This window comes from Clostridium sp. TW13 (assembly GCF_024345225.1).
Taxonomy (GTDB): Bacteria; Bacillota; Clostridia; order Clostridiales; family Clostridiaceae; genus Inconstantimicrobium; species Inconstantimicrobium mannanitabidum.
This window is the reverse complement of the sequence record NZ_BROD01000001.1, coordinates 1190574-1205917: the sequence shown is the minus strand read 5'-3', so window position 1 is coordinate 1205917 and position 15344 is coordinate 1190574. Positions and strand designations below refer to the sequence as shown.

Annotated in this window: 13 protein-coding genes; 2 read left to right on the top strand and 11 right to left on the bottom strand. The window is 28.6% G+C overall.

Annotated elements, in window-relative coordinates:
- Position 1 precedes the first annotated feature (1 nt).
- A complete protein-coding gene (locus OCU47_RS05720) occupies positions 2 to 1261 on the bottom strand; it encodes a DNA polymerase Y family protein (protein ID WP_261827634.1) in 1260 nt (419 codons plus the stop codon).
- A 321-nt stretch (positions 1262 to 1582) separates the two neighbouring features.
- Here OCU47_RS05720 and OCU47_RS05715 point away from each other — a divergent pair, with 321 nt between their 5' ends.
- Positions 1583 to 2332 (top strand): GNAT family N-acetyltransferase, encoded by a 750-nt coding sequence (locus tag OCU47_RS05715; protein ID WP_261827633.1) that lies wholly within the window; start codon positions 1583 to 1585, stop codon positions 2330 to 2332.
- 452 nt (positions 2333 to 2784) lie between these two features.
- Here OCU47_RS05715 and OCU47_RS05710 read toward each other — a convergent pair whose 3' ends face one another.
- The 6 genes from OCU47_RS05710 to OCU47_RS05685 all read right to left on the bottom strand — a co-directional run bounded on the left by OCU47_RS05710 (position 2785) and on the right by OCU47_RS05685 (position 6547).
- A complete protein-coding gene (locus OCU47_RS05710) occupies positions 2785 to 3546 on the bottom strand; it encodes a hypothetical protein (protein ID WP_261827632.1) in 762 nt (253 codons plus the stop codon).
- Between the two features lie 18 nt (positions 3547 to 3564).
- Positions 3565 to 4734 (bottom strand): hypothetical protein, encoded by a 1170-nt coding sequence (locus OCU47_RS05705; protein ID WP_261827631.1) that lies wholly within the window; start codon positions 4732 to 4734, stop codon positions 3565 to 3567.
- 157 nt (positions 4735 to 4891) lie between these two features.
- Positions 4892 to 5182, bottom strand: coding sequence for a hypothetical protein (locus tag OCU47_RS05700; protein WP_261827630.1), 291 nt, complete (start codon positions 5180 to 5182; stop codon positions 4892 to 4894).
- A 43-nt stretch (positions 5183 to 5225) separates the two neighbouring features.
- On the bottom strand, positions 5226 to 5453 hold the full coding sequence (locus tag OCU47_RS05695) for a hypothetical protein (protein WP_261827629.1): 228 nt from the start codon (positions 5451 to 5453) through the stop codon (positions 5226 to 5228).
- Between the two features lie 50 nt (positions 5454 to 5503).
- Positions 5504 to 6280: an N-acetylmuramoyl-L-alanine amidase gene (locus OCU47_RS05690; RefSeq protein WP_261827628.1), complete on the bottom strand. Its 777-nt coding sequence runs from the start codon at positions 6278 to 6280 to the stop codon at positions 5504 to 5506.
- Between the two features lie 96 nt (positions 6281 to 6376).
- On the bottom strand, positions 6377 to 6547 hold the full coding sequence (locus tag OCU47_RS05685; RefSeq protein WP_261827627.1) for a hypothetical protein: 171 nt from the start codon (positions 6545 to 6547) through the stop codon (positions 6377 to 6379).
- Between the two features lie 50 nt (positions 6548 to 6597).
- Here OCU47_RS05685 and OCU47_RS05680 point away from each other — a divergent pair, with 50 nt between their 5' ends.
- Positions 6598 to 7290, top strand: a complete 693-nt coding sequence (locus OCU47_RS05680) for a hypothetical protein (protein WP_261827626.1) — start codon at positions 6598 to 6600, stop codon at positions 7288 to 7290.
- A gap of 71 nt (positions 7291 to 7361) precedes the next feature.
- Here OCU47_RS05680 and OCU47_RS05675 read toward each other — a convergent pair whose 3' ends face one another.
- From OCU47_RS05675 to OCU47_RS05660, 4 genes are all read right to left on the bottom strand, one after another.
- Entirely contained in the window at positions 7362 to 10856 is a 3495-nt protein-coding gene (locus OCU47_RS05675; protein WP_261827625.1) for a BppU family phage baseplate upper protein, read from the bottom strand.
- Positions 10857 to 13088 (bottom strand): phage tail spike protein, encoded by a 2232-nt coding sequence (locus OCU47_RS05670; RefSeq protein WP_261827624.1) that lies wholly within the window; start codon positions 13086 to 13088, stop codon positions 10857 to 10859.
- A gap of 244 nt (positions 13089 to 13332) precedes the next feature.
- Positions 13333 to 13755: a distal tail protein Dit gene (locus OCU47_RS05665; protein ID WP_261827623.1), complete on the bottom strand. Its 423-nt coding sequence runs from the start codon at positions 13753 to 13755 to the stop codon at positions 13333 to 13335.
- Positions 13756 to 13763: 8 nt separating this feature from the next.
- Positions 13764 to 15344 carry a phage tail tape measure protein gene (locus OCU47_RS05660; RefSeq protein WP_261827622.1) on the bottom strand — a complete coding sequence of 527 codons (1581 nt, stop codon included), beginning with the start codon at positions 15342 to 15344 and terminating at the stop codon, positions 13764 to 13766.

The window sequence follows — 15344 nt, the reverse complement described above, 5'->3', positions numbered from 1 at the left end:
CCTATAGCAAACTCGACATTACTGGGTAATCTTCTTCTCCTATTCCACCAGAAATGCTTTTTATACCTGAATGTAAGAAGGAAGACCTAACTAATGCCCCTGATCCATATTTTGAACGTATCTTATCTAATGTTTTATCTAAAGCCCTTTCTTTCTCACTATTTCCATTATCAAAAAGTGAGCATTGGTAAAATTCATTTGTACATAGCTGAGTAACCTGAATTCCTATATGCCTAACAGGCTCTCCATTCCATTTTTCATCAAATAGTCTATATGAAACCTCTGCTATCTTTTTGGTACAGTCTGTTGGACAATATAGTTTTTTCTGGTGAGAATAACTAATAAAATTGCTACTTCTTATATTTATAGAAATAACACTACAACAATTTTGAGAATTTCTTAATCTTGCACCCACCATCTCTGCAAGAGATAATAATACTAAATGTGCAGTTTCTCTATCTTCAACATCAAAAGGAATAGTGGTAGAATTACCTATACCTTTCATTTCAATATGGCTACTTTTTCTTACTTCAGAATTATCTATTCCATTAGCATAATTCCAAATTAATGCTCCATGGCTTTTAAGAACAGATTTCAATACTTCCAAATCATAATTTGCTAATTCTCCAATAGTAAATATGTTCAGCTTATTTAATTTAGGTAAAGTTGCTCCTCCTACCATAAATAAATCTTCCACAGGCAGCGGCCACATTTTATCTTTTATCTCCCAAGGAAACAGTGTATGTATATTATCTGGCTTCTCAAAGTCTGAAGCTACTTTTGCAAGAAGCTTATTTGATGACATTCCTATATTTACAGTAAAACCTAATTCTTTTTTAATCCTTTCTTTTATTTCTTCTGCAAGCTTCATATAGTCTGGATATAAATGTTGCATATTGCTAAAATCCAAGAAACTTTCATCTACAGAAAAACGCTGTATTTGCGGAGTATACTGCTGTAAAATTTCATTTAAAGCATTACTACACTGCATATATAAATCGTATCTTGGTGGTGCAATTACTAATTCTGGACACTTTTGACGTGCTAAAAATAAAGATTCACCAGTTGCAATTTTATATTTTTTAGCAGGAATAGATTTTGCTAAAACTATACCCTGCCTACTTTCTTCATCTCCACCTACCACAGATGGAATTTCCCTTAAATCAACTTTTTCCCCATGCTGCACCCGATAGGTAGCCTCCCAGGATAAGTAAGCTGAGTTAACATCAACATGAAATATCAATTTATCAAAATTATTCATAGAATACATCCCTTTACTATCAATATATAAAACATTATATGCGAACATAGGTTCTGTGTAAAGCATTTTTGTGTTTATTATTTCAACATAACATTTACTCATTCTCCATATTGCCGATTTAATCTCAAAACATATACCAAAGATATGATAAATGGCTATTCCATAAGAAGATGTGCCATTTATACAAAATTAAAGCTCTTTAGAACGAGAGGAGCAATTTATGTATAAATTGTGTAAAATATTGTAATTATATGCTTATATACTATATAATTAAATAAAGTAGACAATTGTAATCTAAGGTGAGATACAGGAGGTGAAAATATGGATTTTGCAAAAATTACAAATGAATATTATTCAAAGTGGCTTGGTATCACGCCTGAATTGATGTATAAAAATGGGGTAATATTTATAGAATCTCCAGAAAGAGATAAACAACAACTTGGATATTCATGTGTTTTTGATGTTTATACTTATGTAGCAAGTAATTTAATTATTATTTCTTATAGCAAAAGAGTATCAGTTCAAATTGAAGAAGTGAGGAAAAAAATTGTTGCTGGGATGGCAACTAAAGAAGTTACTAGTATAATGAAGAACATCTTTAACAAAGAGGTTAAGAGTAGTATTAAATTTTGTTATGAAAATTCTCTTAATAAAATTCACTCTACAATGGCTGTCAAATTAATAGAGAGTGACTATCCAAAATACCTACAGTTTTTTATGACTGAAAATCCAAATGCAAATGTAGATGGTTGGTTGGAAGAATATTTTAATGATATTTGTAAGAGTGGCCTTGCTTTTGGGATTTTTGAAGATGGCAAACTTGTTAGTGTTACAGACGCACCAGCTGTACCATATACGGAAGATAAAATTCAGGAAATTGGTATTAATACTTTGTCAGAATATCGCAGAAAAGGTTATGCTAAATTAGTTACTTTAGGATGCATTAAATCCATAATAGAAAATGGTAAATGCCCTTTATGGTCTTGTAATACAAATAATATATCTTCTGAAAAATTAGCATATAGTGTTGGATTTAGAAAACTTGCTGATGTTCTCACTATAAGCATTTAACAAGCTAATAATGTCGTGTTACACTTGAATGGTTTTCTTGCATTTCATTTGGATATTAGGGGTAAAGAGCAAGAAAAAAGGGCTTTTTCTTCTTCTTTTTTCTTCTCTTTAACTCAAAAAAAGTTGTGCAATAATGAAGAGGTTATTTTTCATTATTTACACAACTTTTAACACGACTTTATTATCTGTAACACAACTTTATTCTTGTTGGATAATATTAAATTTCTTATTTTGTAGTTTCTTCTATAGTAACTGTAACTCCAACCATTGGGTTATTACCAATTCTGATAAGACTCATCATTTCAACGTTTAAAGCTATTAAACAGTATATAACTAAGTATTTTAGCCATTTCTGAACATAAGAGTAATGTTCTTTTCTATAATTTGTTCTCTCACTATATTATAATTAGACATTAATACTATTTTTTTTATTTGTCAACAATAAATTTTAGTTATTTTTTCGAATTCTTAAACACATTATTTACAAGTATTCCTAATAGTGGTACAAAAAATATTAATCTATAATTTTCAAAACTCTTATCAGAAATTTTAGGAATATTAATAACTTTATTAGTGTGTATTGTCTGAAAATTCAAAAATGTAATTAATTCTGTCCAGTAATTTAATATTAAAATTCCTACAATTATATAAACCAAAAGAAATATAGTTCGTATTTTAGATATATTTTTGTAAATAGGTTTTATTCGTATTCCTTTAAATGGATTTACATATTTATTTATAAAATCTATAAATTTAATAAGTTTAGGTTCTACTTTATTTTTTAAAAATGATTTTACAAAACTAATATTAAATAACTTTTTAATTACATTATTTATTGAAGATATTATTGCCACTATTGTACCTACAAGAAAACTATCATAAGAAATAGACTTTATGCCAAAATAGATTACTGCTAGCATAGAAATTATTATCGTAATACTCCCTGTTACTAGAATAAATATAACCATTAATAAATACATATGAACTATAAATAATTGTATAACTTTTGATTCTGTATCTATTGCAAAGATATTATCCACCCACTTTCCTATTGGAAAATAGTCATTCAGCATCATAAAAAATATAAATGAAAAAACTAATGCTGCAATTAAATCCAAATATGAATTAAATTCTTTATTAAATCCTATTCTCAACGCAAATCTTAAGGTAATAATTACTGAAATAAAAAATAATACATATCCTAAAAAATCCATATATTCTTCCACTCTCTCTTAATTCATTTCTTTATTCATATTATCAATGCATTCAAAAATTATATCTAAGGTTATAATTAGGTTTATACAGTTTACCTTAGTTCCATAATTAACATCTGCTCCATGTAATATAGCATGTCTGCTAAATTTAGGTATTTTATCTCCAAAAGAAAATTGTTCTAATATGTTGCCAATAAAATATGCTTTTGTTATTTGATTATTTGAACTCAGATTATCACTACCTGTTTCCAAGATTTTTTCAATATGTTCCTTATATTTCCCCATTCTAGATTTACCATTAATCATAAAACTCTCTGCGACTACACCCTCTAATTGTGATAACAACAATGGTATAACCAATGAGTACTTCTCTATATTATATACATATATTGCATCTTGAAATAGCTGTAGTCTTTTTTTGAGAAAAACATATTTTTCCCATTTATCAAATATTTCATTTATAAAATCATCATTATAGTTCTCTACTATAAATGAATCTATAATTTTATATACTTCCTCATCTTTTTTATTTTCTACTATATATTTTATTTCAGGCATATTCAGCTCTACTGGTGGATACCCTAAATCTATTAATAATTTATAATACTCAGGTATGTACTTCCCAATTTCACCAAGTATCAATCTAATATTTTCAGGGATTTTAACTAATTGTTCAGATAAATGACTAATTTTCAAACACATTTCCTTAAAAATCAATTGAATTTTTTCATCTAAATCAAATTCTGCTATAATAGGTGCGAAATTATCATTAATATAATCCATTTGTTCAATAGTCTTCTTAATATTTTTCATTGATTTATTAATAGCTTGATTGCATTTTATTTTTGTCTCTTTTAATAATAAATCAGAATAACTTTCAATTTCATTATAGAATTGTTCATATGATTTAATTGTTTTTTTACTAATACCATTCAAACTAATAAATTTATTTAGTATAAAATATATTTGTCCTCTAGTTAAATTATCGATAAACACTTCTATTGAAGGATTTCCAATAGTTATACATTTAATTCCTAATTCCTTCTTTGTTAATTTACTCTTATTTTCACTAAAAAACTTAAGATATCTAAATGTGATTGTAGGATTAATATCGTATATTTCTTCATTAAATCTAAATTTAATAGTTGGAATTTTAAATTTATTTAAATCCAATACATATTTTCTCATTATCATCAACTCCAGCATAAAAAGTTGAACATCTGTTCTTATTACATTGTAACAAAAATATACTTTTCTTACAATTATATTTTTAAATTTTACTAAGTTCTATATATAAAAAACAAAAAAGGGTAATAAAGATTACTCTCTATTACCCCATATGTATTTACTTGCTTTCAATTTTTGTCTTGATAATCAATAAGTCATTTTTAACTTCTATCATATCATTCTTAATAGTGTTAGTTTCTTGTTGAACGTTCTTAAATTCACATACTGCCACGTTAAAAGAATTAATTGCTAACTCAAAAAGTTTCTTATCTTCTTTATTTTCTTTTCTTAATAAATTTATTTGTTCTTTTGTATCTTCTCTCAACATTTTATCCTTTTTGTTTACATACCTTACAATTAAATATATTAATATTAATGTTATTGCAATTGGGAATCCTAGTTGTCCCACTAGCGACCCCCAACCTACTAAACCTAATTCCATAATATTTTACCTATTTACTTTCTTCTGTATTAACTGTACTCTTAGGCAAGTCTAATCCTGTTGTTTGAGGATTATTCATAACTCCAAGTACCACCAATATTGCACATATGATCTGTGCAGTTTCACTCAGCCAAGGCATGTCTACCTTAATACCAAATTGAAGCAATAAACTTCCTACTAATCCTACTAAACCTACAACAGTTCCTACATTTTGAAATCTCTTTAAATATTCTACCATTTTTATCTACCATCCTTTTTAATATATTTTTATTTATTATTTTTAATATTTTATAATCCTGCTCTGTATTTAACAAAGCCTACTTTTTTACCTTCTTTTGTGTTGTATAAAACAACTATCTTACCATTTACGTCTGCAATAGCATTACATAATTCATAACTATCTAAACTACCTATTTTGTCAACACAAGCTTCAGTTTGATAAACTGGTTCTGGTGTACTCCCGTTTTTGTATATCTTATCCATTTCTTTAAAACCCCCATTATTGCTATCATTTTGATTGACAGCCACTTTATTATTTGAAACTGTATTTTCTATACTTTTATTTATAATACCTTCTGCAATTGCTTTACCTAAAGCTTTTGCATTATACCTATTGGCATCTTCTTGACTATCTACAAAGCAACATTCAATAAGAATTGCAGGTGCTTTAGTATACTGAATCACATAGAAATTAGCTGTTTTAACACCTCTATTTTTATATCCAAGGTCGACAACTTTGTCTAAGACTTGCTTTGCATATTGTTCTGCTTTACCACCTAGTCCTACGCAATAAACTTCGGTTCCTACTCCACCACCAGAATTTAAGTGTATTTCTGCAAACATATCTACGTTGGCATTATTAGCTTCATCCACTCTATATTGCAAGCTTTGAATTACACTACTAGCATCATCTATTCTACATAAAACAACTGTGTGTCCTGCTTCTACTAAATACTGCTTTGCATAGTTTGCTATATCTCTTGTACAATTTTCCTCAATTAAATAACCTCTTGCGCCTGTGTCAGCACCTCTTAAGGTATGACCACATGATATTGCTATTTTCATAATTACATTACTCCCTTTCCTTATTTTTTTTCACATTATAAAAGGCTTAGATGAAATATTCTAAGCCTTTTAATATAACCATTTTAAATTATTTTTCTATTGTATATCATTTAATATCCCATTAAATTTTATAAGATATTTATTTTTTCTTTCTTCTAATTCCTCGTATTCTGAAATATCTCCTCTATCATTAATAATTATTTCCTCTGAGTTTTCCCATTCTTCTAAAAGTTCTAAAAAAATATCTGTTAATTCTTTTTTTAACATTTTACTCCTCCATAAAAGTGGTATAATATTCCTAGAAAGAGGTGTTGAAAATGGATTGTATAACTGACGCAAAAATATGTATTCAAGTTTCTGATTCCATGTTAAAAAATATTGAAAAAATTTATAACGAATCGTTATTAAATGATTCTATGCCATCTACGCTTAAAGTTACTATAAAAAATTTTTTAGAAAATATACGTTCCTCATTAGAATATATCACTAATTATGTTTTTTATACTTACTGCGCTAAAAATTATACTGGAGCAGAATTAAAACGTAAAAAAGTTTACTTTCCAATAAGAAAAGACAAAAACTACTTTAATAAATGTATAAATAAAGATTTTCGTGGATTGCGTGAATCAAATCCAGAAATTTATAAAATTTTAGAAAAGTGCCAAGCATTTAATGGTAATATGTGGACTTCGTACTTAGCAGACTTATGCAATAAGAATAAACATATAAACCTTACTAAACATAGACGAACTGAATCTGGACATATAGAATACATGAGTGACATCCATGGAAATATATTTCAAAATTGTACATTTATAAATTGCAAACATGGTATTGTTTACAATAATACTCCTATTTATGATTCAAATAATCCATATATAAAATCCTTTGAAGGATATATCAATATTGAATATTTATTTGAAGAAATTAATCAACCAATACTTCTTGTTATCAATGATATATATAATGGAGCAGTTTCAGTAATAGATGAATTTGAAAAGATTCTTTAATTACTAATCTTTATGTTCTTTGCAAATATTCCAAAAATTTTTATTAATACATTATATTTACCTATTACACATTAATATTTGTTCCCTTTAAAATATATCCATTCACTAAATACAGCTTTTCCTATAACATTGGAACTATCTTTTAAGAACGTTTTATTTCCCACACTTATATCATCCCCAAAAGTAAATGTTAAGTTTTCAAGCCCTAACATTTGTGTTTTAAACATTGTTCCTTCAGTTAATACTCTACCTATAGAATTAGGCACAATATTTTCTAAAGCTATTCCTAAGAATTTGTCTTTAGAGTCTGTACTAAGCATAGGTCTAATACTATTTATATCGTTGTTATAACATACTGGTGTAAATCTTTGTATTCCATCTGTTGAACTATTTTTAAGTTTTATTTCTTTATCTATAATGGTAGGATAATCCTCATTAGCAACAGAATCATAAACACTAGCTAAAGCAACTGCTCTAATATTTGAATTCATTTCTGAAATTATAGTAGCATTATCTAAAGACGTATAATCTTTATTAAATGTTATAGTGTGGTTAATTCCGTTTATTGTTATAATTAGCGTTTTAGTTGTAGTAGAACAGTTTCCAAGTCTTTTTCCAATTGTGTTTTTAGCTAGAGTATCTTGAGTTAAACCTATTTTAGTTCCAGATATATCCCAACTTCCATATGCGTAAGGTAAAATGCCACCACCACCATTTTTATTAATCACATCGCCAAATAAGCTACTTATAGCTGTTCCATCTATTTGTATAATATCTGTATCCTTTACACCTTGTATCTTTAAACATCTTGTCCATGAATCCATATGAATTGGAGTTGAATTGCAATTATTAAAAATCACTCTATAATCTAAATGTGCATATAAATTGCTTTCATCTGTATTCAAATAAGCCCCTTTACTAAAGCCTATATATCCCCCGCTAAAGTTACAACTGTTGAATATATTCTTATTGTTAGTTCCACTTCCAGAACTTGTACTGCTTAATACAATTTTTGATACGTCTCCCCTTGTTGAAAAAACACAATTGTTAAATTCATTTACATTATCACGATTAAAATTCATATTTGCGTGTGAAGCCCATGCTTGAATTTCATAGCCTGTAAAAATACACTCATTGAATTGTTCATATAATCCACTTGCTGAACCATATCCATACGCCATTGTGCTTGCCCATACTGTTGAAGCTAACAATCCACTTGATGGGTTTGCATTTCTCCAATCTCTAACACCTTGATTCCCATAATGTATTACTTCACAGTTAGTAAGTATATGTTCACAATCTGAATTAGCACCTGACTCTTCTGAATGAATGGCATATCTCATATTTTTTGCGGTAATCTTTAAATTAAATAATTTACAAGTTTTCTTTAACCATATTGTACTTGTATAACTTATTGCAGAGTCTAAAGCGTTATTGGGTAATTCACCACGCAATTCACATAGTTCTCTATTCTCACCTCTTATTATTGTATAAGGTGATACTGTCCATTCTGTTTCTGTGTATACTCCATTTTTAACAAAGATTTCATACCATTTATTAGGACTACTATCAGTAATTGAATCACACGCTAATTTAGGGCTTAAAAAGTCACCAGTTCCATCTTTTGCAACTACTAATCTTACTATTTCAGAATTATTAATATTCTCCATCTTATTATATATATTATCAATTTCTTTTTGAGCTGTTGAAATTGAATCAATAATATTTTGAATATAAGTAATTTCTTTTAATTCAAACCAAACATCTTCATTCGTTTTTGGACTTCCAGTAACAAGAATATAAGGTGCTATTTTTGCAATATTTGAAGGGGTATTATATTCCACAATTGCACAAGTACAATTATCATTTATATTAATAAATTTAGAATTAATCCCAACACCTTGTGTTATCGTACCACTATCATCATATGCGTTTAAAATTAATTCAAGAGTTTTATTTGTAAACAAATTAGCAGAATGATTAATTAAAATGTAAAAAGTATTGTAATTACTTCGTAAATTAAAATCACCGTTATTATTAGATAGAGATAGAATTTGATAATATGTCGCATTGCCAGTTAAACCAGTTGGGATTGTTAATTTATTGCCTGAAATTATTGCACCGTTTTTAGGAGATATTACTCTACTATCTATATCTAATTTATGATGAATACTATTTTCTAAAATAGTATTATCAATATAACTAGTTATTTGTGAATTATTCTTAACAACAAGTCGATTAATTGTTTTTAAATTACTGGTATTAATCCTATCAGAACCTTCTATATATATACCAACATTATATAAATTAAACCATATATCTTCTGTAACTATTTTATTATCAGCAATTTGGAATATTGATGTAATTTTTGTTGCTTTTTTAGGTAAAGTAAATTTAAGTACAAATACTTTTATATTATTTCCTAAATCTTCAGTTTCTAAAATTGTCGCCACATTTGAACCAGTTGTTGAATCTGAATAAGAAATGTTACCATATATAGAATAAGTCTTTCCTTGTGCTACAAAGTTGCTAGAAAATTGAACTTCCAAATAGCAAATTATAATTTCTCCTATTGATGCATCTAATTGACTAACATTTAGTTCATAAGACCTATAAGCTGTATTTCCACTATATCCTGATGGTATTTTCCCTCCATTATTATAAATAACTCCTCCATTTTGTCCAAATGATCCACCAACAGTTAATTTATTTATATAGTCTGTATCCATTAACAATGTATTATCTATTTTGTTTTTTAATATTGTTTCTAGTTTTGGATTACTGATTGTATTATCTCCTGGGGTAGCGTTTATTGGTGTAGTCCCAGCCATTGCTTGTTTAACCTCATCAGCTAAATCAGCTAGTAATATTTTATCTGTATTATTTCTTTTTATTGCAAATTCTGCGTCAACATATGCTTGCTCTGATTTATTACTATTTAATTCATTTATAGCACCTGTTACTGTTTTACTTGTAGTTGTTCTGTTAGAATCTGTATCATTAGTTTTTGTTGTAACTATCGAATTGGTAAAATCTAAATCACTTTGGTTCGCTTTTTTAGACAATTGTGTAGTATTATTTTGTACTCTATTATCTAAATCAACTATATCTCCATGTGCTTGAACCCAATCATCTAATTGTTGTTTTGTATTTGTAGCTGTAGTATTGGCATTATAAATTTCATCTACTATAGTAGCCACATTTTTAGAAACCGCCTGTCCTTGAATAACACTTGGTAGTACATTTATACCAATATCAAATGTAGTAGTTTGCTTACATGCTTTTACTATAACTAATTCACAACGCGCAACACCTACAGCTCTAGTTGCATCTACTGGACACACTATAGTTACTGCACTACTATTAACAGTTATGTTGCTACCTGCAACATTTACTATGGTGTTGTCCGCCTTCACGAAATTAAAAGAAAAAGTAGCATTAGTTAAATCACTTGCTACTCCATTCTCTAAAATATTAAGTTGTATTGTTATATCATCGTTTTGCTTACATTCTAAGCTATAATATAGTTTATTGTATAAGTCTGCATTTATATTAAATGTTCTCAATTATTTAATCAACTCCATTCTTATATTTTCATATCTTTTTTGCTTTAATACTATATTCCAACTAAATTTTAGATTAGGCTCACCAAATACCTTGAAATTTGTATTATTTGTTTCTTGTACCCAAATATCGCCCTTACCATGTTTAGTTAAAAATACTTCATACCCTTCACTTGGTGTAACTGTTTCCAAAAATAAAGTATCTATATTAATAGTACATTCGCCACTGTTGTCTAATATAGCATGTCCATAATCTGCGAATAATGCATTTGGCGTTTCATAAGCATTTAGTCCTACTTTTCCTATACTAGTTTCAACAACTCTTGATTTCGTTCCAGAACAAGCTATATTTCCGACTACCCACAACCCACCATTTATTCCGACCTGTGAATCGCTGGAATAAATATAGCAAGTGTCGTTATCTCCTATGTAGAGTTTTGAATCGCTGTGCAACATAGTATTTTTCCGAATATTTATACTTCTTTTATCTTCAGATTTAACTTGTGCTTCGTCAAAATCGATGTATGGGTAAACAAGTCCATCATCCGCCAAATATCCTATTCTTAAAAAAGCGTTTTTATCATGTGATATAACTATACCTTGTTTGGTAGGCTCATTTACTATATTTTCTGTTCCTATACTACCAGAATACTTACCTGCATCATCGTAACGATAAAAAATTATATTATTCCCCTCTATAGATAAAGAATTTTGACCATTTCTTTTACAAGTTAAACCACCAGTACCGCCTAAATCCATTATGAATGAACCATCGGCATTTTGTATTTTTATTGCAGATAGTATCCCAGCTTTTATTAAATTCGCACTTAATACTCCCGTATCTATAAAATCAGCCACTATATGTCCATCAGATGTAATTGCTGTCTCAAAATTACCATTATATCCAGTACTAGAATGTGCTAATCCATTCTTATTAAATCTCCATACATTTTGCATAGTATTTATATCTTTACTATCACCAATTACTATTTCATCTTGCTTACATACAACATAACTGTTCTTTAATCCAGACTTAATTAGAGTTGTTGCATATTCCTTAGCTATTGCCAAGTTATCTGTATTTTTAACAACTAGATTTGCTAAATTATTTGCTATTTGGCTAATAGTTACTGATTGTGGTTCTATGTAATTACTTAGTGTTAACTCTGTATCTTCCTGAGTTAATATGTTATATTTTTTTTCAACTACTCTTACCTTTATATCTGCATCTAATTTAGGAACATAAACCCTTATTGTATCTCCTATTAATGCTCTTTCAGCCTGAACATAATTCTTATATTCTTCTGTTTTAATTAAATCAACATGTTTTACTGTAAATGTGGCTTTTATTTTATCAACATTATTTTTACTAAATTCAAGTGTAACTCTTCTATCCAATTCATCCTGAGCCTGTTGTAATGTATCAAAAATCATACCTTCTTCATTCTCATTCATATTTTCACTTCTCAGCTTAACATCTTGGTATTCAAAAACATGCCTATATACCTTGTTATAATTATTGATAAGTGGACTTTCTACCCAATTTCCATATATTCCATTGTAGCCTTTTCCTTGAGCCTTAGTTATTAGAGTGTCTAAATTAGATTCTCTTTCTAAGCTTATTAGATTCTTTTTATATCTAATATTTACTCCATTATCTTCTCCTATTTGCTGATTTAAATATAAATTAAAGCCACGTCTTTTAACTTCTCCACCCCAGCGATTAATAAAACATTGATCGCAAGTATGTATTGCATCATATAAACTCATCTTTTGATAATACGCAGTAGCTTTATTCCCTATATCACTATGTATTTGTATCCTTTTTATTCTGTTATCTGCTATAGAATTATCTAATAAATAACTCAATGTGGCTTGACCATCTGTCTCAGTTGGTCTTACATCTTCTAGCCATAAACTTCTTTCTTCTTCTATAGTTATTTGTCTTGCAGTAATATTTATCTCATTTAAATTAGGATTACACTTTGTTATAACAAATAATTCATCACCATAATCCATTTTTACTTTTAGTATGTTTTCTTCATTAAGATATTTATATATCCCTTCATTATCTTGTAAAAATACACATTCTAATATGTAACTACCTGTAGATATATTTTCAATCGTTCCTGCCTTTGTGCATATATTATCTAATATAGCTAATCCATTGGTATTTAAAATTTCTTCAACTGTTGCAAATTTCTCATAGACAGCTATTTTTATTTCTTTTGCCATACAATTCCCCTTTCTTTCCAAAATAATAGGTAATAGAAATATCTATCACCTATACACATTCTTATATTTAACTTTTATACTGCTTACAGACCCTTCTGAACTAATTAAGTTTTGTCCAACCTCAAAAATAGGAAAATCTCCATACATATTGTTTAACTTGTTTATTCCATTTCCATCAATACAAGTCATTAATTTAGAGTTAATTATCAGCACTCCATTAACATTTTTAAATTGTATCGTATCACTATTTATTGTTTAAAGATTGTTCAATCTCTTCTAGATTAGTTTTAAATGGTTCACATCTAAATTTAATTATAATCGTGCCATTGTCATTATTTTCTTTCTTTGCATCTGTAATTTCTACTGTTTTAACAATATAACATCTATCTTGCCTTGCATAAACCAATCTATTATCTTTTATGTTAGTCATCCAATGTTCTATTTCATCTACTATTTTATAAAAATCTTTATCAATGATATTTAATTTGAAACTCAACTCTCTATCCTTATAAGTACCTTTTTTCTTTATGTATGCACCACTTCTTCCATCAACTTCAACGTATTCTATGTCTTCATTAATTTTGGTATCAGAAGGTTGTTCATATACATAAACTTTTCCAAAGCTATCTAACCATTTATTATTAAAATAAAAATTGTAATCTTGCATAATTACACCTACCTTCCAAAACTCCATTTAGCTAATTCATTTTGATGAGGAGCAACTACTTCTCTAACAAATTCTCTTCCATCAACGTTCATTGCAAGGTTTATAACGAGTAAATCTTTAATCATATTACGCAACTCACTAATTGGTAAAACAGCCTCAGCTTGATTACCTTTCCCATGATCTGCATCACCGACACCTATTCCACCAAGAACAGTAGGCTTAGTAAAGATACCACCTGAACTATACCAATCAACGCCTAAATATGGAGTAGAAGGTGGAGTTAAAGAAAACTCTCCCTTTATAGAAAAATGAGGTAGCTTTATTTTAGGTAAATGCCAATCAAAATTAAAAAATCCTTTTACTTTATCAATTACTCCTCTTATAAAATCTTTTACACCATTGAATGTTTTATTTATTGAATTTCTAAAATTGTCATTATGTTTATATAGTAGTGCAAATGCTCCTGCAAATGGATTAACTAAGAATAACAATATTTCTTTCCAATCATTCTTAAAGAAATTGAATATCCCTTTAAATACATTAACTACTCCACTTGCAAATCCCTTTACAAAATTTCTAAAACCCTCACACTTAATCCACAATAATGCTATTGCTGCTACAACACCACCAACTATAATAATTACAGGTGCAAAAGGAACTGTAAATGCTAATCCCAACCCTGCTAGAAGTCCATTTAATGTGCCTATTATACTTACTAAAAATCCCATACTAGCAACTACTCCAGCAATTATTAATATTGCATTTTTAGCTTGTGGAGATAACTTATTCCACCAATCAAATATTTTTTGTAGTCCATTAGTGAAACTTTCTACAACTGGCAATAACATTGTTCCTATTTGTTCTTTTAGTCCACCCCACTCATTTTCTAACTTTTTAGCCTTTCCTTCTGGAGTTTGTGCTATCTTTTCATTCAAATTACCATAGTTTTGCTTTAAAACTTCAGTAATTGTAGCAACTCTCTGAGACTCATTGCCTTGCTCTATTAATTTCTTTTGATGTTCACTCATGGTAACGCCTACTCTAGTCATAGCAGTTGCATTACCTTGCATAACTTTGCCTATTAAATTGGCATATCCCATCATATCTTCACTAGTATTATTTACACCCTTCTGATTAACTGCTAGATTATCTAATTGGGGAATTAATTTCTTTATAGAATCTGCTTGCAAACCGAAGGTAGCTAATTGGGACATGGCAGTTTTATTAAGTCCAGTACCTATAACACCATTTTGTGTCATTTCACTAGCGTATTTCTTTAAAGATTCGACCTGAGCATCTGTAGCATGAGAAGCACTTTTTAATACTTCTGTTAATTTAGCATTAGTAGTAATGCCTTTTTCAGCGCTACTAATGGCACTTTTAGCAAAAGAAACTATCGCTGTACTAGAAGCAAAACCAGCAACAGCCTTTCCTACATTTCCTAATGTTTTTGAAAAGCCACCACTGGTTTTCTCTGTTTTATCTAATTCTACACCTGCTTCTTTGGCTTGTTTTTGAACCTTTAATAATCCATTAATTGCTTCCGTAGTTTTTAATATAATGCTACTCTCTAAGCTAAAGACTTCCAA

What these genes read in the sequence shown, in the direction of transcription:
- OCU47_RS05720 (WP_261827634.1), bottom strand. Translation starts at nt 1,261, where the DNA reads ATGAATAATTTTGATAAATTGATATTTCATGTTGATGTTAACTCAGCT.
- OCU47_RS05715 (WP_261827633.1), top strand. Translation starts at nt 1,583, where the DNA reads ATGGATTTTGCAAAAATTACAAATGAATATTATTCAAAGTGGCTTGGT.
- OCU47_RS05710 (WP_261827632.1), bottom strand. Translation starts at nt 3,546, where the DNA reads ATGGATTTTTTAGGATATGTATTATTTTTTATTTCAGTAATTATTACC.
- OCU47_RS05705 (WP_261827631.1), bottom strand. Translation starts at nt 4,734, where the DNA reads ATGAGAAAATATGTATTGGATTTAAATAAATTTAAAATTCCAACTATT.
- OCU47_RS05695 (WP_261827629.1), bottom strand. Translation starts at nt 5,453, where the DNA reads ATGGTAGAATATTTAAAGAGATTTCAAAATGTAGGAACTGTTGTAGGT.
- OCU47_RS05690 (WP_261827628.1), bottom strand. Translation starts at nt 6,280, where the DNA reads ATGAAAATAGCAATATCATGTGGTCATACCTTAAGAGGTGCTGACACA.
- OCU47_RS05685 (WP_261827627.1), bottom strand. Translation starts at nt 6,547, where the DNA reads ATGTTAAAAAAAGAATTAACAGATATTTTTTTAGAACTTTTAGAAGAA.
- OCU47_RS05680 (WP_261827626.1), top strand. Translation starts at nt 6,598, where the DNA reads ATGGATTGTATAACTGACGCAAAAATATGTATTCAAGTTTCTGATTCC.
- OCU47_RS05670 (WP_261827624.1), bottom strand. Translation starts at nt 13,088, where the DNA reads ATGGCAAAAGAAATAAAAATAGCTGTCTATGAGAAATTTGCAACAGTT.
- OCU47_RS05665 (WP_261827623.1), bottom strand. Translation starts at nt 13,755, where the DNA reads ATGCAAGATTACAATTTTTATTTTAATAATAAATGGTTAGATAGCTTT.